Source organism: Streptomyces sp. NPDC096105, from assembly GCF_044763335.1.
GTDB lineage: Bacteria > Actinomycetota > Actinomycetes > Streptomycetales > Streptomycetaceae > Streptomyces.
The window spans coordinates 410,214-431,586 of sequence record NZ_JBIWGC010000001.1 but is presented as its reverse complement, the minus strand read 5'-3'; the positions used below and the strand labels follow the sequence as shown (position 1 = coordinate 431,586).

General features: G+C 69.4%; 15 protein-coding genes. 6 read left to right on the top strand and 9 right to left on the bottom strand.

Going from position 1 to position 21,373, the window contains the following annotated elements:
- Positions 1–103: 103 nt before the first annotated feature.
- Together ACIQ8B_RS01865 and pglW are read left to right on the top strand one after the other, a co-directional pair.
- Entirely contained in the window at positions 104–1,012 is a 909-nt protein-coding gene (locus ACIQ8B_RS01865; RefSeq protein WP_403544533.1) for a DUF3800 domain-containing protein, read from the top strand.
- Positions 1,013–1,217: 205 nt separating this feature from the next.
- Complete coding sequence (gene pglW, locus ACIQ8B_RS01860; protein ID WP_403544531.1) at positions 1,218–5,528, top strand: BREX system serine/threonine kinase PglW; 4,311 nt, start codon at positions 1,218–1,220, stop codon at positions 5,526–5,528.
- Between the two features lie 64 nt (positions 5,529–5,592).
- Here pglW and ACIQ8B_RS01855 read toward each other — a convergent pair whose 3' ends face one another.
- The 5 genes from ACIQ8B_RS01855 to ACIQ8B_RS01835 all read right to left on the bottom strand — a co-directional run bounded on the left by ACIQ8B_RS01855 (position 5,593) and on the right by ACIQ8B_RS01835 (position 11,310).
- Complete coding sequence (locus ACIQ8B_RS01855) at positions 5,593–6,642, bottom strand: ParA family protein (protein WP_403544529.1); 1,050 nt, start codon at positions 6,640–6,642, stop codon at positions 5,593–5,595.
- Positions 6,639–7,817 carry an ATP-binding protein gene (locus tag ACIQ8B_RS01850; protein WP_403544528.1) on the bottom strand — a complete coding sequence of 393 codons (1,179 nt, stop codon included), beginning with the start codon at positions 7,815–7,817 and terminating at the stop codon, positions 6,639–6,641. The genes ACIQ8B_RS01855 and ACIQ8B_RS01850 overlap by 4 nt, the downstream gene beginning before the upstream one ends.
- A gap of 87 nt (positions 7,818–7,904) precedes the next feature.
- Complete coding sequence (locus ACIQ8B_RS01845) at positions 7,905–9,383, bottom strand: hypothetical protein (RefSeq protein WP_403544526.1); 1,479 nt, start codon at positions 9,381–9,383, stop codon at positions 7,905–7,907.
- Positions 9,380–10,780 carry a KGGVGR-motif variant AAA ATPase gene (locus tag ACIQ8B_RS01840; RefSeq protein WP_403544524.1) on the bottom strand — a complete coding sequence of 467 codons (1,401 nt, stop codon included), beginning with the start codon at positions 10,778–10,780 and terminating at the stop codon, positions 9,380–9,382. Before ACIQ8B_RS01840 ends, ACIQ8B_RS01845 begins: the two co-directional genes overlap by 4 nt.
- Entirely contained in the window at positions 10,777–11,310 is a 534-nt protein-coding gene (locus tag ACIQ8B_RS01835) for a hypothetical protein (RefSeq protein ID WP_403544522.1), read from the bottom strand. The genes ACIQ8B_RS01840 and ACIQ8B_RS01835 overlap by 4 nt, the downstream gene beginning before the upstream one ends.
- A gap of 207 nt (positions 11,311–11,517) precedes the next feature.
- On the opposite strand from ACIQ8B_RS01835, the gene pglX reads away from it, so the two are divergent.
- The gene (gene pglX / locus ACIQ8B_RS01830) at positions 11,518–15,276 is read left to right on the top strand and encodes a BREX-2 system adenine-specific DNA-methyltransferase PglX (protein WP_403544520.1); all 3,759 of its coding nucleotides are present in this window, start codon (positions 11,518–11,520) and stop codon (positions 15,274–15,276) included.
- 74 nt (positions 15,277–15,350) lie between these two features.
- On the opposite strand, the gene ACIQ8B_RS01825 is transcribed toward pglX, so the two are convergent.
- The 3 genes from ACIQ8B_RS01825 to ACIQ8B_RS01815 are packed head-to-tail and all read right to left on the bottom strand — an operon-like array spanning position 15,351 to position 17,514.
- On the bottom strand, positions 15,351–16,442 hold the full coding sequence (locus ACIQ8B_RS01825; RefSeq protein WP_106415316.1) for an IS630 family transposase: 1,092 nt from the start codon (positions 16,440–16,442) through the stop codon (positions 15,351–15,353).
- Between the two features lie 38 nt (positions 16,443–16,480).
- Complete coding sequence (locus tag ACIQ8B_RS01820) at positions 16,481–16,669, bottom strand: DUF397 domain-containing protein (RefSeq protein ID WP_403544518.1); 189 nt, start codon at positions 16,667–16,669, stop codon at positions 16,481–16,483.
- On the bottom strand, positions 16,666–17,514 hold the full coding sequence (locus ACIQ8B_RS01815; protein WP_403544516.1) for a helix-turn-helix domain-containing protein: 849 nt from the start codon (positions 17,512–17,514) through the stop codon (positions 16,666–16,668). The genes ACIQ8B_RS01820 and ACIQ8B_RS01815 overlap by 4 nt, the downstream gene beginning before the upstream one ends.
- Before the next feature lie 150 nt (positions 17,515–17,664).
- Between ACIQ8B_RS01815 and ACIQ8B_RS01810 the strand changes: the two genes are divergently transcribed.
- From ACIQ8B_RS01810 to ACIQ8B_RS01800, 3 genes are all read left to right on the top strand, one after another.
- On the top strand, positions 17,665–18,126 hold the full coding sequence (locus ACIQ8B_RS01810; protein ID WP_403544514.1) for an ATP-binding protein: 462 nt from the start codon (positions 17,665–17,667) through the stop codon (positions 18,124–18,126).
- 32 nt (positions 18,127–18,158) lie between these two features.
- Positions 18,159–19,301: a hypothetical protein gene (locus ACIQ8B_RS01805; protein ID WP_403544512.1), complete on the top strand. Its 1,143-nt coding sequence runs from the start codon at positions 18,159–18,161 to the stop codon at positions 19,299–19,301.
- A gap of 151 nt (positions 19,302–19,452) precedes the next feature.
- Positions 19,453–20,064 (top strand): hypothetical protein, encoded by a 612-nt coding sequence (locus ACIQ8B_RS01800; RefSeq protein WP_403544510.1) that lies wholly within the window; start codon positions 19,453–19,455, stop codon positions 20,062–20,064.
- On the opposite strand, the gene ACIQ8B_RS01795 is transcribed toward ACIQ8B_RS01800, so the two are convergent.
- Positions 20,040–21,209, bottom strand: a complete 1,170-nt coding sequence (locus tag ACIQ8B_RS01795; protein WP_403544508.1) for a hypothetical protein — start codon at positions 21,207–21,209, stop codon at positions 20,040–20,042. The genes ACIQ8B_RS01800 and ACIQ8B_RS01795 overlap by 25 nt on opposite strands.
- Positions 21,210–21,373: the final 164 nt, after the last annotated feature.

Sequence of the window (21,373 nt, the reverse complement as noted above, 5' to 3'; positions counted from 1 at the left end):
GGCTGGACGCAGAACCAAAACAAGGCTGCGCCCAGCGCAGCAACCCCTATGGCTGCCCTTCAGGATTCTGGGGCGGCCATAGTTGTTTCCGGCGGAGGAAAGCTTGTACCTGTGCTACGTCGACGAGTCCGGCGACGGCCAGACGGTTCATCCCTCCACACCGGAAGCACCGCCGGTCATGGTGATCGGCGGCATCGTCGTCGAGGAGTCCGCACTGCGCGCCCTCACCTGGGACTTCATCGCTCTGAAGAAGCAGTTCCGCCCCACGTTACGGAACGCCGTCAAGCTGAGCGAGGTCATCCGCACCGAGATCAAGGGGTCGAACATCCGGGCCCACCTGCGCAACGGCAACCGCAACCAGGTCCGTCTGGCACACGGTCTGATCGACAAGCTGCTGACCATGCTGGAACGCCACGGCTGCCGGGTGCTGGCCAAGATCTGCGTCAAGCAGGACGGCGTCGCCAACGCGGAGGACGCGATGTACGGCGCTTCGGTCGCCTCCCTCTGCGCCCACTTCGAGAACTTCCTCGCGGGGCGTGAGGACTGCGGCGTGGTGATCCTCGACAGCCGCACGAAGAGCAAGAACGTCGACAACGTGCACTGCGTCACGACCCGGAAGTTCCGGGCGGGCGGCGATCTGATGCCGCATGTCGCCGAATCCCCCGTCTTCGGCCACAGCGACTCGCACATCGGGCTGCAGATCGCCGATCTGCTCGTCTCCGCCGTGCTCTTCCCGGCGGCCTGCGCCACCTACGCCGAGGACCTGACCTGGAACACCCACTGCCATCCCGCTTACGCGGCCATAAGGGAACGCCACTGCCCTCGCGTGGGTGAGCTGCAACACCGGTACCGGACGGTGACGGGCAAGTGGACGGGTGGGGTCGTGGTGTCGGACCGCCGGCGAGGACGGTCGGCGGCGGAGTTGTTCCGCGTTGCCGTACCGGCCCCCGTGTCGACGGCTTTCATCCCCGCCCAGCAGCAGCCCGCCGTCCCCGCCCCGAACGATTCCTGACAGCGAGATCCGGCCCGTCGGCCGGGGACGATAAGGTCGGCCAGGGGTTTCTCCCACAGGAAGGCGTGGGGCGGACAGGGGAGGTCGGACGGTGACGGCAGCAGGTTCGCGTCCGGGGCCCAGGCCCGGACCACCGCGGCCGACTCAGCAGTGGTTCCAGGAGCATCCTTCCCCCTTCCCCTGGGAGCAGGACGCACTCGACCACGTGCGCCGTCTGATGCCGTCCGTCGAGCCGTACCGGGCCTGGGCCACGTTCTCGTTCACCGCGCAGTCGGGCCGTATCAACGAGTGCGACCTGCTGATCGCGGTGCCCGCCGGCCTCTACCTCGTCGAGATCAAGAGCCACCCGGGACGCCTGGAGAACTCCGGCTCGACGTGGAACTTCCACGGGACCGACCGCACACGGACCGTCACCAACCCGCTGCACTTCAACGACGCCAAGGCCAAGGACCTCAAGAGCCAGTTGCTGTGGGCCGCGCGCAAGCTCGACGTTCCCGAGCGTTCGGTGCCGCGTGTGGAGGCGGCGGTCTTCCTGTCCGCGCCCGACCTGGAGAGCCACCTCGACGACGTGCAGCGCGTCAGGGTCTACGGCCGCGACGACCGGGACACCGGCCTGAAGCGCATCTGGCAGGACTTCCTCGGGCTGCCGCCCGACCGCCCCGAGCGCCGCATCACACCCGACTTCTCCCGGAACACCCTGCCACGGCTCCTGAAGGCCATCGGCATCCGGCAGTCCACCGCCCACCTCCGCTTCGGCGACGTCTGGAAGCTGCAGCCGCATCCGCTGGACGCCGGGACCACCTGGGAGGACCGTCTCGCCACCCGTGACGACGGCCTGGTCCAGGAGGAGGGACGCGTCCGCATCTACCTCGTCAGCCAGATGGCGACGGAGGCCGACAAGAAGTCCACCGAACGCGCGGCCCGCCGCGAGTACCAGGTCCTCCAGGGCGTCACGCACCGCGGCATCGTCGAGGCGGTGGAGATGCGTGAGCACCAGGGCGGCCCCGCCATCCTGTTCCGCCACCGCCACACCGACCTGCGCCTCGACCAGTATCTGGCGACCTACGGCGGCAAGCTCACCCCCGAGGTCCGACTCGACCTCGTACGGCAGCTCGCCGAGGCCGTCCGCTACGCGCACAACCGGTCGCTCTACCACCGGGCGTTGGCGGCCAGGTCGGTGTACGTCTCGTTCCGCCCCGACGGACTGCGGCCCGAACTGCGCATCACCGACTGGCAGACCGCGGCCCGTGACTTCGACAGCAACGCCACCTTCTTCCGCTCCGTCGGCGGGTCCGCACTCGACGCCGCGCTGATCGAGGATGCGGCCCGCGTCTACCTCGCCCCGGAGACTGACCAGCCGTACGCCGACCCCGCGGACCTGGACATCTTCGGCCTTGGCGCCGTCTCGTACCTGATCCTCACCGGGCAGCCCCCCGCCCCGCAGCGCAGCGCCCTCAGCGAGCGGCTCCGCACGGACGGGGGGCTGCACCTGTTCGCCGTGGCGGACGGGTTCTCGGACGCACTCGACGAACTCGTCCACCGGGCGACCCGCTCCGACGTGAACGAACGCCTCGGCTCGGCCGAGGAGTTCCTCGACCTGCTCGACGAGGCCGAACGCGTCAGCGTGCTCCCCGAGACGCACACCACCGTCGGCACCGATCCCCTGGAGGCCCTCCCTGGCCAGTCCCTCGACTCCGAGTGGACCGTGCGCCGGGTGCTCGGCACGGGCGCCACGGCCCGCGCCCTGCTCGTCGAGCGGGTGGTCGAGGACGAGGAGGGCCGCACGGACGTCGAGGAGAGGGTCTTCAAGGTCGCCCTGGACGAGGAGAAGGCCGAGCGGCTGCGCGTCGAGGCCCGTGTCCTCAAGGAGGTCGGCGGCGGCGCGATCGTCCAGCTGCGCGGCAAGGGCCTGGACGAGATCGGCGGACGCACGGTCCTGCAACTGGAGTACGCCGGGGAGCAGTCCCTGGGCGCCCGGCTGCGCGGCAAGGGGCGGCTGACCTACCACGAGCTGGAGCGCTTCGGCGACGACCTGTTCAAGGCGTTGGACCAGCTGGCCGCGGGCGGCGTGCGGCACCGGGACATCAAGCCCGACAACTTCGGCATCCACCAGAGCAAGGACCGGATCTGGCGCCTGAAGCTGTTCGACTTCTCCCTCGCCGATGCCTCCGAGCGGGACGTCAGGGCGGGCACCCGCGGCTACCTCGACCCGTTCCTCGGCTCCCTGCGGCGCCCGTACTACGACGATCACGCGGAGCGGTACGCGGCGGCCGTCACCCTGCACGAGATGGCGAGCGGGGAGCGTCCCATGTGGGGCGACGGCCTGGTGGACCCGCTCACCAACGAGTCGGCGGAGCTGTACGTCGCTGGGGAGCTGTTCGAGTCGGCGCTCGCCGACGGCCTCACCGCCTTCTTCCGGCGCGCGCTGCACCGGGACATCGAGCAGCGCTTCGACAACCTTCGCCAGATGCACGACGCGTGGCGGGAGGTGTTCCGGGCGGCCGACTCGGCCCGGCCCGCCACGACCCCGGCGACGGTCGGCCAGCTGGCGGAGGGCACCGAGGAGGCACGCGACGCCGCGGCGGAGGCCGCTGAGGCCTCGACGCTGCTGGAGGCCGCGGGTCTGTCCCCGCGGGCCGTCTCCGTGGCCAACGCCCTGGGGGCGACGACGGTCGGGGAACTGCTGCAGGTCCCGCCGTACGCCATCTCCAAGGCACGGGGCGCCGGGGCGCTGGTCCGCAAGGAACTCAACCGCCGCCGCAAGCAGTGGGCGAGCGCGCTGCGCGCGACGGCCGAGCCCGAGCCTCGTTCCACCGCCCCGGCCCGCGACGGCGCCGGGGACGAGGTCGGACCGGCCGGTTCGGCCGTCCTGTCGATAGACGACATGGCGGACCGCCTCACCCCCGCCCCGGGGCGCAAGGGTTCGCACCGCGCGGACGTCGTGCTGCTCACCCTCGGCCTGCCGTCGGCGACAGGCCCGCTGTCCCCCCTCGGCCCCTGGCCGGTGCAGGCCCGGATCGCGGACCACCTCGGCATCAAGCAGCCGCCCGTCTCACGCCACCACCGCCTCGAGATCCGGCAGTGGGCCGAGCTGGAGTGGCTCGGCGAGGTGCGCAGGGAGCTCGTCGAGATCGTCGAGAGGGCCGGCCGTGTCATGACGGCCAAGGAGGCCGCCGTCGAACTGCGGGTCAGGCACGGCGCCGGCGACGACACCCCCGAACGCACCCTGGCCAAGGCGCTGGCGGTGGTCCGGGCCGCCGTCGAGGCCGAGATGTGGGAGGGCGAGGGCGCCGGCCTGCACGAGCCCCGGCTCGCGGTCCACCGGCGCGGTGACACCGTACTGATCGCCGCCGAGTCCCTGCCCGGGACCGACGATCCCAGTCCGCGCGAACTGGCCGACTACGCCGCCGAGCTGGGGGGCACGGCCGAGCGCCTGGCGCGTCGGGAGCCGCTGCCCGGCCGGGCGGCCGTCGTGCGAGAGCTGCGCGCCGTCCCCGCCCCGGAGGGATTCGCCCCGCTCGCGGACACCCGGCTGGTGGCGCTCGCCGCCGCCATGGCGCCGGGAGTCGAGGTCACCCCGCGCCTGGAGCTGTACCCGCGTGACCTCACCCTGGACCGTGCCCTGCGCATCTCCCAGGCCGGCGCCGGCGTGCGCAGGGACCGGGGCATCGCGGTCGCCGAGCTGGTGGCGAGGCTGCGCGCCCGCTTCCCGGACCTCGACGTGCTGTCGGGCGAGCGGGAGCCGACGTACGTCGAGCTGGAGCAGGCGCTCGCCGAGGCGCGCTTCGACCTGACCTACGACGGCAGGACGTCGAGCTTCTTCCCGTCGACACCGGAACCGGCCGTGTCCTGGACGTCGACCGGGAGCCGCACCAGCTACCTGCCTCCCGCCCGGGCAGCCGCCCCGGCCGACGAGGACGCGGACCCCCACGAGCTGATCCGCGCCAAGCTCACGGCCGGCGTCGAGCGCGGCGGTTTCCTCGCCCTGATCGTCCGGGCCTCCCGGCTGCCAGGGGCGGTCGAGGCGATCACCTCCGCCCACCGGGTCGAGAGCGTCGACCTGGGACGCGAGTTCCTGGCGGAGTTCCGCGCCCTGGCGGCCGAGAAGGGGCAGGACTGGGAGAAGGTCCTGCGCGCCGACGCCGCGTCCGCGCCGGGCCGCGTCAAACGGGGACTGGCCTCCTTCGTCCGCGTCGTCTGGCCGCGGGTCGAGACCCGCCTGCTGGCCCGCGCCGCGGCCCCACGCACGGTGCTGCTCCTGCACAACGCGGGCCTGTTCGCCCGCTACTGGGACGAGGGCGGCCACGACACCCTGGTCCGCCTCCAGGAGGCGGCCCGCCGCCCCGCCGACGCCCCGCATGGACTGTGGCTGCTGTGCCCGATGGAGGTGCGGTCGCGGACGCCGCAGCTGGACGGCAGGACGGTCGAGGTGATCGGCGAGGACGGCGAGCGGGCCTCCCTGGACAGCAGGTTCCTCGACTCGCTGGCGGAGGGCACGCAGGCGCAGGCGTCGTGAGGGCCCGCCGCGCCGCAGGGCGCGGACGGCTCGGCGGGCGAGCGTGTCCCACAGCCGGCTTCCGCTAGGCCGAGTCGTCCCCGGTGGCCACTTCGAGACGGTCCATGACCGCCTCGGCGAGCGCCTTGAACTCCTGGTAGCAGGTCTGCACGTACTTCTGCGTGCTGCCCAGGGCACCGTCTGCGGCTCTGAGGTCGAACATCGGCTTGCGGGCGTCGTGCGCGAGCGGCATCAGACTGCGGTAGTTGCGCAGGGTGGCGATTTCGTACGAGCGGTCGTCGGTCGGCCAGTCCGCGTGCCCCAGAACCGCCGTGCCGTAGACCCAAGGGATCCGGGTGAGCCAGCGCTCGTACGCCCGCACGGGCCGGTCGAGGCGCATTTCCGGCTGCATGATCACGTAACCGAGCGGCTGCATGGCCGCGCTGGGGGAGGAGATGGACGACTGGATCTTGGGCTTCACCAGGTCCTGCCACTGGCTGCGCCACTCGCGCAGCGTGGGACCCAGGTTGAGCAGTCCCTTGAGGGAGAACAGGTCGGCGGCCATGGGCATGAGGACCGTGTCGGCGGCGATCAGCGCGGCCCGGTTGATGGCGCCGAGGTTCGGCCCCACGTCGATGAGCACCAAGTCCGCGTCGACCTCGTGCGCCGACCGCTCGATGATGCGGTGGAAGGCGGTCGTGGTACGGATGGCTGCGGGGTCGCCCCCGTAACCGTTGAGCCAGGCCGCCGATAGCTTGTCCTCGAACTTGCTCAGCTCCAGGTTGCCCGGCAGGAGCCACAGGCCCGAGGTGACGGTCACCGGGCTGACCGGTGCGATGTCACCGGTTCCCTCCAGGATGGGACGCACCGCGTCCGCGACGGTGTGCTGCCCGTCGGTGCGGGTGAAGAGCTTGCGCTGCTCGGGGTAGTCGTTCTGGGCGAACAGTTCGGAGCCCTTGTCCCAGAGCTCCTCCAGCTCGTCCTCGTCCAGGATCGCCGCCGTCAGGTTGGACTGGGGGTCGAGGTCCACGGCCAGGACGCGCGCCCCCTGGCGGTGCAGCATGTGGGCCAGGTGGTAGGCGAGTGTCGTCTTGCCGACGCCCCCCTTGTTGTTGAACAGGGCGACAGAGATCACTGCGCTCTCCTCACGGTCACGGACCACGATGAGTCGTCCACGGAAAACTCGGCCGGCGGGTTGCCGTTGCGGTCGAGGGCCGCACGCACCCGTCCGATGCCCCGTCCGAAGCGGTTGACGTAGCCCAGGGATTTCATCGCGGCGGCGAGGGAGGGGTTGCGGTAGTCGTTGACCCGGTCGAAGTTGTCGCTGCGGACCTGGCCGTAGGGTCCGCCGGGGTTGGTCACCTCGATCCGGTCGTCGAACCACACGATCCTGACGGGTGCGTAGGACGTCTCGTAGTTGCGGTGCATGATCGCGTTCATGCAGAGCTCGCGAAGGGCCGCCAGGGGATAGTCGGGGCGTGACTCCTCCTTGAAACCGGAGGACTGGACCACCCGGGTGTGCAGGTGGCCCCGCAGTATCGTCTCGAGCCGGTCGGCGGTGGTCACCACGTTGTGCCGCAGCTCCTGCTCGTCCGCGATGGCCGCGTCCAGGTCGTCGCCCTGGTAGCGGACGAACTGGACGTAGGCACCGGGAACGAAGGCACTCGGGTCGTAGCCGGTGACCAGCAGGCCGACCGCCGTAGCCGTGCCGTCCAGGGTCGCGAAGCGCAGGGAGGCGAGCTGTTGCGCCTCGGGACGGCCGTTCTCCTCCAGGACCTCGGGATCGACGGCCGTGGGCAGATAGCTCGTGCGGAACAGCCCGAGATCGAGATCACCGACTCCCGTCCCGACCACCGGGCGGCTGTCGTACGGTCCGTCTGCCGCCCTGCGGCGCTCGGTCAGCACGCGCTCGTCGTCCCGTGTCGCCCGACGCGTCGTGGGTCCCGGCCGCACCCAGACCACGCCGTCGAACCGGACCGGAGGCGCGGCGGACGCCTCGACCCTGATCCGGATCACCGGCTTGCCCTTGAAGGGGGCGACGGACACGGTCATGGACGGCCGGTCGAGGATCAGCCCGTCCTCGCGCATGTCGGTGAGCGCCAGCAGGGCGCGGTCGCTCGTGTCGACGTCCTCCACGGGTTCACCACTGTCTTCGACACCGATCAGCAGGTCGCCGCCGCCGTGTCCGCCGAGATCGTTGGCCAGCGCGCAGATGGCCCGGCGGATGGCCTCGGGACGCTTGGCACTGCGTTTGAACTCCAAGGCCGAGGTCTCCTGGGTGCCGAGGAGGTCAGCGAGGTCGGTCGTCATGCGCCCATTGTTCCCCGCGGCGCCGACAGCGCGCCGGACCGGGGACGCGCCGCACGGTCCAGCGACCGTGTCGGACGCGCCGGTCGCTCACCCGGCGGTTCGCTTGGGCCGGGAGACGCCGCCCTTGCGGCCGATGTTGAAGGCCAGCCGGTAGACGTCGGGCAGGTCCACGGCTCCGCTGGAACGCCTGGTCATGACACCGACCTTCGTCAGCTCCTCGATCAGGCTGAAGTAGTCGTCCACGTTCGCCGGCCCGCTGCCGTTCTCGCTGCCCTCCAGAAGCTTGCGCAGCTCGGAGGCGAGGGAGGCGGTGGACCAGATGTGGATGACGACCGACTGCTCCATCGGCACCTGGAGGTCGCTCAGCTTCTCCACGGCCGTGGCCGCCCAGCGGATGTCCTCCTTGATTTCGTCCACCCGGATCTGGGAGGCGTCCAGCACGGCCTGCCGGATCGCGTCGTGGTGGAGCGCGTACTCGTGTCCCGGGTGCCGGTCCCGCGTCACCTCCGCGGCCTTCGACACCGCGCGGAGCATGGTGCGGGGGCTGATCTGCCCGTTGCCGTCCTGGAGGTGGTTGGGCAGCCAGGTGTACGTGTAGCCCTTGCGGTGGTTGGCGCCCATGTACGGGCCCGCCATGGCGCCGAAGACCTCCTCCTGCCGGTCCGGGTCGGCGATGACGTCCACGGGCGCGGTGTAGCGGCCGTCGCCCTGGGAGTGCCACTGCCCGGTCCGGGCCCGGAACTTTTCGGCCTCCGGCCCCGGCTGGTTGCCGAGCCGGTGGAAGAGCATGCCATACAGGTTCTCGGTGGTCCAGGTGAGTTCGGCGCGGTTGGCGCCGAGCTTGGAGGCATCGGCGAAGTCCTTCGGGGCGCTGTCGTACATGTCGGGGCGGACAAAGATCTTCGCCCGGAGACTGCTGTAACCCAGCCGGAGGTCCAGCGCCGCCGCGAACAGCGCCGACACCATCTTGTCGATGACGGAACGGTCCTGGTGCAGGTGCTCCAGCGCGTCGAAGATCAGCAGCTGGGGGCGGCCGTCGCGGCGGGCCTCGTCGTCCTTGGCCGCCAGGGCGCTGTCGTAGGCCTCGGGGTGGTCGGCCACCCAGTCGATGCGCTCCTGCCAGTCGGTGTGCCGCAGCGCGGCCGGGTCCCTGAGCGCGGTGAGGATCACCGCGCACCAGAAGTTCTCGCAGAACTCCCGGAACCCCTCGCCCTCCGGCGCCCGCTGGACCAGCTTGCGGATGACCCGCCGGCCCGGGTACGCGGCGTCGGCGCCGCCGCCCCGGCCGTGCCCCGTGGCGACGGTCAGGCCGCGCAGGCGCGGGATCATGTAGGAGTCCGCGGCGACCCTGCGCAGCTCCTCGCTCGCCAGGGCCTTCGTCCAGTACGTCTTGCCGGTGCCGCGCGCGCCCAGCACCACGGTGACGTCCGGGTCCAGGGCCCGCCGGTGGCTGGACGGGGTGAACATCCGCAGCAGGTCGGGCTGTTCGGTGTCGGCGTCGAAGGCGCTGCCCGGGGCGTGCAGCAGGAGCGTGCGGTACTCGTCGGGGGTGGGTTCGTGCGTCATGACGCTCCCGTGCGGGGCTTGGGGACCAGCCGGTCGAGTGCGGCGAGGAACCGGGCGTAGGCGGCCTCGATGAAGGGCATTTCGAGCCAGTCGCGGCCGCGGTAGGGGTCCAGGCCGACCAGGTCGTTGCCGAAGAGGATGGGGATGGGGGCGTGCGGGGCGTCGCTGTCCAGCGGCGCCGGGTGGAAGACCGGCGGGGCGTCCGGGTCGAGCAGGTCGTCCACGGCGTCCGGTTCCACGTCGTCGTAGAGGAGCTCGGAGAACGTCTCGTACGCCTGGTCGCGCAGGGCGCCGAGCCGCTTGGCGTCGCCCGCCGAGTGGAACATGGCGGCCACGATGCGCAGTCGGCCGCGCAGCTCGCTCGCCCGGTCCGGTCGCTGCGCCCACTGCCGGAACATCATCCGGTAGCCCTCCCAGGTGGAGGGGTTGTTGACCGCGAAGAGCAGGGCGAGCCCGCTGAGCTGGGTCAGGGTGATCGCGGCGATGTCATGGATCCCGGCCCGGCTGTCGAGCAGCACGACGTCCGGCCGCCGGGACCGCTCGGCCACCAAGTCCTCGCACGCCGTGATCGTGTCCTCCAGCCGCGCGCAGAAGGGGCGTGGCCGGCCGTCCGGCTCGGTGGCGGGCAGGTCGCTGTAGATGCGGTTGAGCTTGGCGAGGTAGTCGTACGGCTCCCCCTCGCGCGGCTTGCCGCTGGCCGGTGCGAGCCACACCTCGCCGTTGCCCTCGATGCCGGGCAGGACGCCGCTGCGGGTGACGAGGTCGAGGCCGGACTCGTTGCCGACGGCGGCCTCGACGAGGTGGTCGACGATGCCGTGGGCGGGCAGGCCGTCCGGGTCCTCCAGCAGGGACGAGACGCCCGGCGACTCAAGGTCCAGGTCGACGACGAGGACGCAGTAGCCGCGGCTCGCGAGGTGGCGGGCGAGTATCGCGGTGGCGGTGGAGCGGCCCACGCCGCCCTTGAACCCGTAGAGCGCGATGCGCCGCTCGCGCCGGTCGGCGGACGTCACGTCCTCGGGCTCGGTGTCGCGGGACCAGTCGGCGCCGACGACGGTCCGCTCCAGCACGGCGACCTGCCCGGCGCCGCCCGGCTCGCGCTCCCGGCGCACGACGACCTCGGCGGAGTCGAAGAACATCTCCGGGGCGAAGAGGGAGGAGGCGGTCTGGACGGGTTCGGCGCCGGTGAAGGGGCGTGTGACGTCCGGGAACTCCTCGCGCAGTCTGGCCATGTCCGGTGCGTCCGGGTCCAGTGGCTCGTCGCGGTCGTCGACGAGGAGGGAGGCCCGGCCCAGCAGGTCGCGGACGAGGACGACGTCCCGGCCGAGGGTGACGGCGGCCGCGTCGGCCTGGCCGAGCGCCGCCTCCCAGGTCGTGTCGAAGCGGGGGATCGGATTCATCGGAGAGTGCCGTTTCCCGTCTGGCGTGCGTACTCGAAGGCGGCGATGAGGTCGTAGGCGGCCTTGAGGTGCCGTTGCAGGTCGGCGGTCGATATCGACCTGCCGTTGCAGTACCGCGCCGCGATGTGCCAGCTGTGGAACGGGTTCTGCAGCAGCATCTGCTGGAACATCGGTCCGACCTGTCGGCCCGCGCTCAGCTTGACGACCTCGGCGAGCTGTGCCCACAGACCGGGCAGGTGGCCGTGCTCGTACTCGCTCCAGTGCTGCTGCTTGGCCTTCTGGCCCGGTTGCGGCTGCTGCGGCGGCTGCTTGAGGGCCGGGTGGAACGGCTTGTTCTTGGGGGTGAGCTGCGAGCCGAGGCAGGCCAGCAGGATCGCCTTGATCGCGCACTCGGCGGCCAGGCCGGCGAGGTGGTCGGCGGAGACGGGTAACCGCCTGTCGGCGGCGAGCTTCGCCGCGTGGTAGTGGTTCTGGCCCGCTGCCCAGAAGTCCGGCGGAGGCGGTATGGCGGGAGTCTTCGGAGCCGTCACGCGATCACTTTAACTTCACGCTTTTGCGGCACGGGAGTGGTTTGCGCGGTTTCCGGCGCGCGCGGGGCCGTCACTCGTCGGCGGGTGCGGCCGCTCGTTCCGGCTGGCGCGGGTGGCGGGGCTGGCAGGATGGGGGGAGGTTTCCGGTCGTGGGCCTCGGGGGATGGGCCCCGGTCACGCGGAAGACGACGCGATGCGGTCAGAGGGATGCGAGAAGTGACGGTCACGGATGCGGTTGAGGGCTCGGGGTCGGAGTCCGGTTCCGGGTTGGACAAGGAAGCGCTGCTGAAGGACCTGAAGCGGCAGGTGGTCGCGCTCGAGGACGACCTGCGGGAGCGCAGCGAGTCCGTGGAGGAGTTCCGCGTCCGGCTGCGCGGCGAGTACCAGCAGGCGCTGGACGCGTCCCGGACCGCCGCGACGTACGGCGCCTGGCGTGACGAGCGGGTCACGCAGGCGGCAGTGGCGTGGGTGCTGGCCTGTGTCTTCGTGCGGTTCTGCGAGGACAACGGGCTGATCGAGGAGCCCTTCATCGCGGGCCCCGGCGAGCGGCTGGTCGAGGCAGAGGAGCGGCACGAGGCGTTCTTCCGTGAGCACCCGCACCTCAACAACCGGGACTGGCTGATCGCGGCGTTCCGTCACGTGGCGGCGGCCAACGAGACGGCGGCCGGGCTGTTCGACGAGGCGCACAACCCGCTGTGGGGGCTGACCCCGAGCTACGAGGCCGCGACCGAGCTGCTGGGCTTCTGGCGGCGGTGGGGCGCGGACGGGCGGATCCGGCACGACTTCACCGACCCGGAGTGGGACACGCGGTTCCTGGGCGACCTGTACCAGGACCTGAGCGAGCACGCGCGGAAGACGTACGCGCTGCTGCAGACGCCGGAGTTCGTCGAGGAGTTCATCCTCGACCTGACGCTCGAACCCGCCGTGAGCGAGGAGGAGTTCGGGCTCGACCCGGTGTGGGTGGGCCCGGACGGCGAGGAACGGCGCGGGCTGCGGACCATCGACCCCGCGTGCGGCTCCGGGCACTTCCTGCTGGGCATCTTCCGGCGGCTGGTCGAGAAGTGGCGGGCCGCGACGCCGGCCGCGGACGACTGGACGGTGGTGCGGCGGGCGCTGGACTCCGTCCACGGGTGCGACAAAAACCCGTTCGCGGTGAGCGTCGCCCGGTTCCGGCTGCTGGTCGCGGCAATGAAGGAGGCGGGGGCGCGGACGCTGGCCGAGGCGCCGGTGTTTCCCATCAACGTGGCGGTGGGGGACTCGTTGCTGCATGGGCGGGGGGCGGCCGGTATCCAGGGGGAGCTGGATCTGTTCTCGGTGGAGGGGGAGGACGGCTCCGGGGAGGCGTTCGCCTATGGGACGGAGGACGTCTGGGAGTTCGCTCGGCGGGTGGATCTGCTGGGGCGGGGTTCTTATCACGTGGTAGTGGGAAATCCCCCGTATATCACCGTCAAGGACGACCAGGAGAAAAGGAACTACAAGGCAGCTTACGATGCGTGCGTTGGCCAGTATGCATTGTCGGTTCCTTTTGCCCAGAGGTTGTTCGAACTGGCGGTGAGAGGAACAGGTGGCGCTGTCGGTGGTGGTGGATTCGTTGGGCAGATTACTGCGAACTCGTTCATGAAGAGGGAGTTTGGTAGGAGCCTTATCGAGCGATACTTCCGTGAGAGAGTGGAGCTGTCGCACGTTATCGACACGGGCGGTGCTTACATCCCTGGGCACGGTACTCCGACCGTGATTCTGATTGGGCGAAACCGTGTGCCGAGCGATAACCGGAAAGTCCGGGCCGTGCTTGGCGTCCGGGGTGAGCCTTCTCAACCACTGGCGCCAGCAGATGGATTCGTGTGGCGCGCTATTGTGGCACAGGTTGGGAAACCGGGGAGTGAGTCGGAGTGGATTTCCGTCGATGATCTAAGTCGCCATGGATTTGCGACGGCACCGTGGTCACTAAGTGGCGGCGGCGTTTCGGAGGTGGCTGCGCGCCTCATGCGGCAATGTAGCGTGTCGCTCGGCGACAGGGTCAAGCTTATTGGCCGCACGGCTCACACGGGGGCGGACGACGCCTACTTCGCCCCAGTGGGAACCTGGAAAAGGGCGGGAGTGAAGCCCTCACGTATTGTGCCTATCGTGGAAGGCACGGTGGTCCGGGACTGGGTACTTACTCCAGGTGTCGAGGCCATTTTTCCTTACAAGGAAAATCTGAGTGCAGATCTTTCAGATCCAGCTTCTATGCGCATCTTGTGGCGCCAGCGTAGTTTGCTACGAGAGCGGCGGGAGCCCGGTGGGACCCATGAAGAAATCGGGCTTACTTGGTTCGAATGGAGCAGGTGGCATCCCGAAAGGTTTCAGATTCCACTTGGTATCTCCTATGCTGAGGTTTCTACTCATAATAACTTTGTGCTTGATCGCGGCGAGAAAGTATTCAAACAAACTGCACCGGTTATCAAGCTGCCGCAAGAGGCGTCGGAAAAGGAATATCTTGCGCTGCTCGGCATCCTTAACTCGTCTGCTGCTTCATTCTGGATGAAGCAGAATTGTCACGTTAAGGGGGGGAGTGGGATTGGTCGGGGGGTGCAGGATGAACTTTGGGAAGCGCGATATGCTTTCAATGCGACTCGACTTGAGGAATTTCCCCTCCCTGGCCAGTCCCCGCTTGAAGTGAGTCGTTTGCTTGACGGTCTTTCCCGAAATTTGGTAAAAGCAGACCCTTCGGTCCTGTGTGGCGCCGGTACTCCCACGCGCGACGCCCTCGACGATTTGAAAGCCAAGTTCGTGTGCACCCGTCAGCGCATGATCGCCTTGCAAGAAGAACTGGACTGGCAGGTGTACGGCATGTATGGACTCCTGTCTGACGGTGAGGTAGCTCGGACTACCGTTCAGGCGAGCGACATAGATGGCGTGCCTGAAGTGCGCCTTGGGGAACGAGCTTTCGAGATCGTGCTTGCGCGGAGGGTGGCGCGGGGCGAGGTTAAGACCGCTTGGTTCGAACGGCATAAGTCGGCCCCCGTAACCGAAGTTCCTGGTCGCTGGCCTGATTGGTACCGGGACATCGTGAAGGGTCGCATCTCCATTATCGAAAGCCGCAGAGATGTCAGACTTATCGAAAAACCTGAGTATAAGCGGCGATGGTCTAGTGAACTATGGTCGGATAAAGAGAGGCGAGCTATTCGTGACTGGCTTCTCGACCGGTGTGAGAATCGCGCGCTCTGGTACAGCCTTCGGGATGGGATGGAGCAGCCCTATGCTCTCACTATCAACCAACTTGCGGATTCGCTGAGTTCCGATGCTGACGTCACATCGGTCGCCGCTCTGTACGCCGCTGACCACTTGGGCAAGCCAGACCTTCCACTTAACCACGTCCTCGCCGACGTTGTAGCTGACGAACACGTGCCATACCTAGCTGCAATGCGCTACAAGGACGCTGGCTTGCGCAAGCGGGAGCAGTGGGAAGAGGCCTGGGAATTGCAGCGGGAGGAGGACCGTACTGGGCAGCGATTGGACATTCCCGTGCCACCCAAGTACACATCGGCCGACTTCCTCCGGGCTTCCTACTGGGCCAACCGCGGCAAGCTCGACGTGCCCAAGGAGCGGTTCATCTCCTACCCCGAGGCCAGTCCCGATGGCGACTCCACGCTGCTTCTCGGATGGGCCGGCTGGGATCACAAAGAGCAGGCTCAGGCACTGGTCAACCTCATTGAGGACCGGACCACGCAGAGTGGCTGGGGTGCTGAGCGGATTCTCCCCCTCGTGGCCGGGCTTCAAGAGATCATGCCGTGGGTCAAGCAGTGGCACGGTGAGTACGACGCCGAGTGGGAGGGCGTGCCGGCCGAGGACTGTGAGACCTACCTCGAAGAGCAGATGACAAAGCACCAGCTCAGCGCTGCGGATCTGAAGGCCTGGCGGCCTGTGAAGAAGACGCGGGGGCGGAAGGCTGCGGCTCCGAAGAAGCCGACGGCGGCGTCAGAGTAGACAGGCTCGACGCTCAGTAGCCCGGAGACACCCTGGTGGGTCAAGGCACTGAGCCCTGACCCACCAAAGATGATCTAGTGACCTGAGTCGGAGATTCGTCGGCAGTAGGCCGCGACTTTGTCGAGGATTTCGTCGGCAGTCTTCGTCCAGACGAACGGTCGTGGATTGTCGTTCCAGTCGGCCAGCCAGGAACGAATATCGCGTTCGAGGGCCTGGACGGAGCGGTGGACACCGCGCTTGAGCTTCTTCTGCGTGAGCTCGGCGAACCACCGCTCCACCAGGTTCAGCCAGGACGAACTCGTCGGAGTGAAGTGCAGATGGAACCGCGGGTGAGCCAGCAGCCACTTCTTGACGGCGGGTGTCTTGTGGGTGACGTAGTTGTCCAGGATGAGATGGACCTCGAGGTCGGCGGGCACCTCCTTGTCCAGCTTGGCCAGGAACTTCTTGAACTCCACGGCCCGGTGCCTGCGGTGCAGGGAGCCGATCACTTTGCCGGTGGCGACCTCCAGGGCCGCGAACAGGGTGGTGGTGCCGGCCCGGACGTAGTCGTGGCTGCGGCGCTCAGGAACCCCGGGCATCATCGGCAGCACCGGCTGAGAGCGGTCGAGGGCCTGGATCTGCGACTTCTCGTCCACACACAGGACCAGGGCCTTCTCCGGCGGATCCAGATACAACCCGACGACGTCACGGACTTTGTCGATGAACAGCGGGTCGGTGGACAGCTTGAACGTCTGTGACCGGTGCGGGGCCAGGGCGAACGCCCGCCAGATCCGCGAGATCGCGGACTGGGACATGCCCGTGGCCGCCGCCATCGACCTGGTCGACCAGTGGGTGGCGTTCTTCGGCTTCTCCTCCAGCGTCTTGACGATGACCCGCTCGACGTCCGCGTCGGTGATCTTCCGCGGAGCACCGGGCCGCGGCTCGTCACACAGGCCGTCCAGCCCTCGCTCGAGGAAGCGTCGCCGCCAGGTGCGGACCGTGTCCGGAGAGGCACCCAGCCGGCGCGACACCTCCATGATCGAGTGTCCGTCGGCGCACTCCAGCACGATCCTTGAACGCTGGGCCAGTGCCTGAGCGGTCGAGCGGCGGCGCACCCAGCCCTCCAGCACGGCCCGCTGGGCATCGGTCACCGACAACGGCGGAATCTTCGGACCCGGACGACTCATGCCAAACCAACGACGAATCTCCGACTCAGGTCACTAGCTCAGACCTGGGTGTTGGCTGCGTGGGCGATGAACGCTGCCCAAGCTGCGGGGGAGAGGGCGAGCTGCCCGCTCTCCCGCAGCTTCGAGTCGCGCACGTGGATGGACTCGTCCACGGCGACCTCGATGCAGTTGTCTCCGGAACTTCCGCTGTAGCTGCTCTTGAACCAGTCCAGTTCTGTGCTGCTCATAATGCTCCTCGCATCTGCTCCAGCAAGCTCATGCTGGCTTCCCGGCCGAGAGCCTGCTGACGCAGCTTGCCATAACGCTGGAGCATCGCGCTCACGTCTTCGAGCTGAGTGATCAGGACACTCGACTGCTGCCCTTCGGTGTACCCGATCCACTGGTGATCAGGGGTCTCCGCCAAGTACATCTGCCCGTCGACGCCGACGTGATCCGCTTGCCGGAGCGGCATGATCTGGATCTCGACGTTACGTAGCCGCCCGGCCTGCAACAGGTGGTCAATCACGCTCTGGGTGACCTGAGTACCGCCTACCCCTCTTTCGACGAGTGCCTGCTCAACGACGAAGCTGAACGCCGTGTTCGGCCTCTCCGTCAGCAACCGCTGCCTCTCCAGCCGCGCCTCAACCTGCCGCTCGATCTGCTCCTCCGTCAGCGGCGGCAACCGCCTCTCGAAGATCGCCCTGATGTATGCCTCCGGCTGCAACAACCCCGGAATCGCCCTGCACTCATACGCGTAGAGCGAGATCGCCTCCTCCTCGATCCCCGCCCACTGCTGGAACCACGACGCCAGGCCCTGCTTCCGTGCCAGGTTCCGTGCCGCCGCCCGCAGCACCCGTGGCGCCTCCAGCACCTCCCCGGCCCGTTCGATGAACCGTGGCTGCGGGAACCGCCTGCCCTGCTCCAGCTTGGCGATGGCGTGGACCGAGTAGCCGACGACCTCCGCGTACGCCTCCTGCGTGAAGCCGGCCTCCTCCCGCAGGACCTTGTGCACGGCCCCGAAGGTCTTGAGGCCGTCCGACACCTCTGGTTCACTGCCAACAGCCCCGGCCCCCGCATCCTCGACGTCCACCACGCCCGGCCACCTCTCGTTCCGCACCCCGCGTCCAACTCACCCATGGTCACGGGGTGTGACGCACCCTGTCCAGCGAGTGAACCGGTACAACACGGCTGTACCAGCGTCGTGCCTGGCCGGACCGACCGCCCCACCGGAACGCTGGCCCCTATGACAGCGCCCCACCCTCAAGCCCCGGTCACCGTACGTGTGTTCAGTCAGCGTTTCAGCGCCACCCGCCGCGGCGCCCGGCTCGCCCGCCGACTCGCCGTCCACCAACTCGACGACTGGGGAGTTCCGTACGGCTCCGGCCTCTCCGAGACCGCCGCCCTGATCGTCGCCGAGCTCACCGCCAACGCCGTGCTCCACGGCCGTGTGCCCGGACGGGACATCGCCCTGCGTCTGACACACGGCCCGGACACGATCCGCATCGAGATCGCCGATGCCTGTGGGGAGCGCGTCCCCCAACTCCCGCCGTCCCCGGTCCCCGACGCCGAGACCGGCCGCGGTCTCCTCCTGGTCGACGCCCTGGCCTCCCGCTGGGGCGTCGACACCGAGCCGGGCCCCGGCAAGAGGGTCTGGGCGGAGATCGAGCACACCGCCGGCTCCCGCACCCTCGGCGCCACCCACTGAGCCGTGTCGGTGCCTCCTGCCACCCTGCTCCCATGAGCACGCGACAGGCATTCTTATGGTTGGTCTTCTACTTCTGGTTCCTCATCACCCCGTTCCAGCTCGTCGTGTACTACGTCCCGTGGGTGGGCGGCACACGTGTGCCGGGTCGTCTTCTCGGCCAGGTACCTCTACTGAAACGGCTCGGACGACGCAGGGCGGAAGACCGGCTCGGCTCGGTGAAGGCAGAACTCACTACAAAGCTGGGATCCCGCGCGGAGCTGGAGGTGCTGGCCACCGAACCACTCGTGGACCAGGTGCACGGGCACGCCACCTGGGCGCAGCTCAGCCGAATTTTTCTCGCCGCACCCGGCCTGCTCGCCTGCGCCGCCCTCGCCCTCGTCGTCACCCCCTCCACCTGGCGCGACTGGCCCCTGTGGGCCATCGGCGTCTACCTCGCCTTCGTCCACGTCTCGGCTCTGCTGACCTGCATCGACATCTGGGCCGTCCGCAACGCCGACCCGTCGGGCACGGTCACCGCGGTGGCCGTCGGCGTCCTGGAGAGCTTCACCACCCGCGTCGACAAGGCTCCCGCCAAGTCGACGCCGGCGGCCTGGCAGAGCCGGATGGTCGAGCAGCTGTGCACGGCCCTGGTGCGTCGCGCTCACCGGGAGTCCGCCGGCGCCGTACCGGGGAGCCGCCTGGCCATGGCGCGGAGCACCGCGACCGCCGTCCGCGCCCTGCGTCACCGCACCGCACTCGTCCACGGCAGCGCCACCGGCGAGGAACGGGCGGCCCACGAGCGTGACCTGTGGCTGCTCGTCTGCAACGTCCTCACGTACAGCAGCCGTCCGCGCGCCGACGTCGTGGACTTCCGCGTGGTCGACGCCGACCGGCTCGCCGACGTGCCGGAGACGGTCCCCGACGCGACCGCGGTGCCCTCCCCGAAGGCCCGCGTACTCGTGCCGCTGCTCTTCCTGTGCGCCCTCGTGGCCCTCGCCGTCGGACTCGGACTCACCGGAGCCGCAGGCGAGTTCACCGCGCCGATCGTCGTCGCCCTGGCGATGGCCGCCGCACCCTTCGCGAGCCGTTTCGGCGTGACCGTGCTCGACTCCTTCACGCAGCCGCCGGCCCTGTCACCCGTCACCGGTCAGGAGGAGCCCCTGCCGACGGCGGAGACCGTCCGCAGGGCGGCCTAGCGAGGCGCGCATTCTGGAGCGGGCAGCAGCCGCGTGGGCGGATTAAAGCGACGGATGTGCCCGCGACGGGCGGGACTGATAGACACGGAAGCATGCGGCACCGACCGCACCCAGCCCTTCCGCCCGACCGACCAGGACGAGGACACGAGACATGCCGCTGGCCGAGCAGGCGCTCGTCGGACTCAGGCTGCGCGGGCAGCAGGTGCAGGCCGCCGTCACCGTCTTCGCCGACGAGGCACGCCGCCGCTCCTCGGCCGGCCTCGGTGCCGTCGACAGCCGGGCGCTGCTCACCGTCCTCCAGGACCTGCCCGTGGACCTGCCGGTGCCGCAGTCCTCACTCGGTGCTCACGCCCTGCGGACGCTGCACACCGCACCGCCCGGCGTCGTGGGGTGGGGGGAGCAGGGTGTCGTCGTGCGGCGTCTCGCGCCCGCCGCCCGCGTCGAGCTGGTCCTCGTCCACGGGCCGCGCGGCATCTCCCCCCGCGCGTGGGACGCCGCCGTCCGGGACGCCTCGCAGTTCGCACCGTTCTGCGCCCGCGGGGTCGTCGTGTCGCACCCCGCGCCTGAACGGGAGCCGCGCACCGACATGGACCTGCTCCTCCTCAAGGCCCGCTTCTACGGCGTCGGCGTCGCCCTGCACGAGCCGACGGGGTCGCTGCGCTGGCTGCTGGAACCCGCCCCCTACCGGCCCGAGCGGCACTCGGCCGCCCAGTGGCTCTTCCACGAACAGGCCTGGCGTCAGCTCGGCCCGGACCGCTTCTGACCCCGCTGTTCCCCGGCCGTTCCGGGCAGTGCCGTCGGACTCTGGCGCCGCCAGGCCTGGAGGACCTTCGGGAAGGGGACCTCCGTGCCCGTCCGGGCGGCCAGCAGGCGGTGGTGCTCCCAGGCGTCCGCGAGCTGCTGGCGCCACCAGCCGAGGCGTTCGTCGCCGGCCAGTGTCGCGTCCAACTCCTCGTGGAGTGCGTACAGCTCGCAGACGCTGTGCCGCAGGGCGACGGTCACGTCGGCGTCGTGGTCCGTGAAACGGGTAAGGGGTGCCCCCTTGCACACCGCGCAGTCGCAGGTCCACGGATCGACGTGGGCGAACCAGTCCTGGAGCGTCGCCACCCGGTGGTAACGCAGCAGGCGCCGCACCAGGACCACCGGATACGGCTTGTGGCCGCCTCCTCCGTTCTCCGGCCGCGGAGCCACGCCGTGCCGGAGCGCGGCCGAAACGCCGACCGCCGCACCCAGCGCCCCGTGCGCCATCGCGTCGAAGGCGGCCAGGTCGGTTCGCCACACCACGAGTCGGGGGCAGGAACGGCACAACTGACGCAGTCCCTCGGCTGCCTGCTCACGCTCCATCGGGTCGTCCTTCGCCTGCATGATCAGCGCCACCGGATGCCGGCACGCGCGGATCCGGTCAGCGAGCAGCGGCAGGGAGGAGCGCCGTAACCATCGCCAGCTGCACGGCAGCAACACCACCGTGTCCTCACGGTGCAGCCGGTTCGCCTGACCGATCACGGCACCGAGCACCGGTGCGCCTCCGGCCTCGTCGGCCGGGACGAAGCAGGTCGGCGTCACGGCATAGGACGCCTTGTTGTCGCGCTGGCCGTCCAGAACCTCATCCAGTCCGGTGAGGTCCAGGTCGCGCCAGCCGTACGCGGTCCTGAGCCCGAAGGGTGCGTCAGCCGTGGCGGTCCGCCGAGTGTGGCTCTCGTGGTCCATGACCACGACCGTCTCCGGGTAGGCGTTGCGTATCGCCCTGCACCGCACAGGAGCGTCGGCGCCCGTCACCACCAGCCCGCCCGTACGGGCCGGAACGTGCGGCAGCACCTCGTTCGCCGACCGGTCGTTGACCATGATCAGCAGACGGTCCCGCAGCAGCTCGTCGATCCCCCCGGTCCCGGCTCCCGTCCCCGCCCCCACGAGATCGCCCCCTCACGGCATCAGGCCGCATCGCCGGATCTCACTGTCGGAGGCGTGAGACGGCGGCCACAAGACCGCGTCCCCGCTCCGGTGCCGTTCCCGGCCACGACACGGCGTCACCGGATGTGACCGCTCCCCGCCGCAGGGACCCCTCCGTCCACGGT